We start from the raw sequence: 2,331 nt of genomic DNA, 5'->3' as shown, positions 1-2,331 counted from the left end.
GAACAGGCCGAACACCGCACCGATCCCGCCCCGCTGGGCGATGTCGGCGCGGTCCAGGCGGACAGACAGCAGCAGGCCGACACCGGCACACATCAGCAAATACGGGATCGAAAGCAGGTGAAGCGCGAACAGCGACACGGGGTCGATTGTCTCGTCGATAGCGAGGAGACCGACATAGACCACGAACGGCGTCACTAGGTTGACGCCGAGGACGGGGACCATCAATGAGAGGTACTTCTCGACCACGACCCGCGAGCGCGAGATCGGCGTCGCGAGCAGCATGTCTAGTTGCCCGGTCTCGACATCCCCCGCAACGAGCGCGCCCCCGCTGTACGCGACGTACAGCCCGAGCAACAGGAGCCAGAGGAACTGGTACATCTCGATCGAGAGGAACCCCTCGACGGTCGAGAAGTTCGCTGACCCGACGAATCCCTCCTGGAATGCCGGCGGGAGGCTCTCGACGTACTCGTCGAAGTCGACGCTCGACTCGGCGATGGACGGATACAGGAAGACGATGAGCAGCGCGTAGACCGCGAGCAGGACGGTGAGGACGGCCGTCCCTCGCATCCGTCGGCGGCCCTCGTAACGGGTCACTTCGAACATCAGTCCGCTCCATAGAAGTGCATGAACACATCTTCGAGCGGTGGTTCCTCGATTTCGAGATCGACAATGTCGTAGTCAGCAAGCACCGACACGAGGGTGTTGTAATCGCCAGTGAACGTGAACTGGACGCCGTCATCGAACGTCTCTCGGTCGAGGATACCCTCACCGCTTAGCCTGGCGAGGTCGGCATCGGACCGCGTGTGGACCCGGACACGCTTCCCGCCGCGCCGGAGCAATGCATCAATCTCCTCGAGGGTCACGAGTTTTCCCTCGCGGATGATTCCGACCCGGTCACAGACTCGTCGGACCTCGCCGAGGACGTGTGAGGAGAAGAACACCGTCTTGCCCTTCGATCGCTCTCCCCGGATGAACTCGTTGAACGCCTCCTGTTTCAGCGGGTCCAGCCCGGAAGTCGGTTCGTCCATAATGACCAGTTCCGGGTCGTGCATGAACGCCTGAACGATACCGACCATCTGTTTGTTGCCCCGGGAGTACTCCCGGATCTTCCGGTTGAGTGGCGGATCGAACAGCTCCAGCAACTCCTCACGCCGCTCGCCGCCTTTGAGCGACGATTGGTAGTCAAGGTACTCGCGGCCCGTGACCTGTTCGTCAAGGCCTGGATCGCCTGGCAGATACCCGATTTCAGCCTTCGCTTCGAGGAGTTCGTCTTCGTCGCGAACGTCGTGGCCGAGCACCGTCGCGGTTCCCTCGGTCGGCGACTGGAAGCCGAGCAAACTGCGAATCGTCGTCGTCTTTCCCGCGCCGTTCGGCCCGAGGTAGCCGAAAATCTCGCCCTCTTGAACGGTGAACGTCAGGTCATCGTTGGCCCGAACGTCGCCGTAGTGTTTGCTCAGCCCCGATACCTCAATCGCCGCCATGGGCGCAAATGACGGCAAGAGAATATAATATTTTGTACGAGTGGGGTATTTTTACAGTTGTAGGTGGCCGATTGCTCCGCCTGCCTGTGAAGTTGTGAACGCCATTATCAGACCTGGTTGAGAGAGTACTCCGGTGTTTTTGAGCTGTGCCACGTTTCATTGGAAGCGTACCTGTCAAACATCTCTGTATTGCTAGTTTCGTATAGGATGTTCTTCGGAATACGGTATTGAGAGAGGTTAGGCCATCAAATGCGAGTCAATATGGGAGAACAGAGAATCCCTTGCTCGTACTGCTGCGGTTTCACGATTGGTTGTAAGACGAGTGTACATAGTCCCTTTGATCACCGCAAGAATGTGCTCGGCCTCTTGCGCCGGGTCAACGTCCCGAAACACATTTGTGCGGACACCACGCCGGACGGTCTTTTCGATGATTGTTGCGAGTCGGTTGTCGATTTCGGTGAACTGCTCGCGGAACGCCTCCTGTTCCAGCGCTTGCGGAGAAATCGTGACTAATACGCAGTGAAGCTGGCGTTTCTCCTTTTTTAGCTGGCTCGGTAAGAGTGTCGTTATGATGTGGTCAAGATCTGCTTTCGGATGGTCGCCGATGGTCGTATTGATTGTCGATTCGAATCGATCGATAGAAAACTTGAGAAACTCAATTAGTAGAGCGTCTTTTGAATCGTAGTAGTGATATATCGTCGATTTAGCTTTGTCGAGTTCGTCCGAGATGAGCGATATCGAGAGTTTAGCGTAGCCACTCTTAACTAGTGCTTGGTGCGTTGCATACATGATTTCTTTCTCGGTGGCACCCAGTGTGTCACTATTATCAGTCACTTGGACAGTCCCTCCC

The 2,331-nt window shown here is 56.8% G+C and carries 3 protein-coding genes; all 3 read right to left on the bottom strand.

Annotated features, from left to right (window positions below; all coding sequences use genetic code 11):
• A partial coding sequence (locus tag D3D01_RS22455; RefSeq protein ID WP_121513847.1) for an ABC transporter permease occupies window positions 1–603 on the bottom strand: 603 nt, incomplete at its 3' end.
• The gene (locus tag D3D01_RS22450; protein WP_121513846.1) at window positions 603–1,481 is read right to left on the bottom strand and encodes an ABC transporter ATP-binding protein; all 879 of its coding nucleotides are present in this window, start codon (window positions 1,479–1,481) and stop codon (window positions 603–605) included. The genes D3D01_RS22450 and D3D01_RS22455, both read right to left, overlap by 1 nt.
• A gap of 237 nt (window positions 1,482–1,718) precedes the next feature.
• The gene (locus tag D3D01_RS22445) at window positions 1,719–2,315 is read right to left on the bottom strand and encodes a TetR/AcrR family transcriptional regulator (protein WP_121513848.1); all 597 of its coding nucleotides are present in this window, start codon (window positions 2,313–2,315) and stop codon (window positions 1,719–1,721) included.
• Window positions 2,316–2,331 lie beyond the last annotated feature (16 nt).

Origin of the sequence: Haloarcula sp. Atlit-7R, from assembly GCF_003666065.1 — an archaeon.
In the GTDB taxonomy this organism is placed as follows: Archaea; Halobacteriota; Halobacteria; order Halobacteriales; family Haloarculaceae; genus Haloarcula; species Haloarcula taiwanensis.
Note: the sequence above shows the minus strand (reverse complement) of the source record. Positions and strands in the feature narration are given on the sequence as shown.

Bases quoted from the DNA above. Each gene is read 5' to 3' on its own strand.
- D3D01_RS22450 (WP_121513846.1), bottom strand. From the start codon at position 1,481: ATGGCGGCGATTGAGGTATCGGGGCTGAGCAAACACTACGGCGACGTT.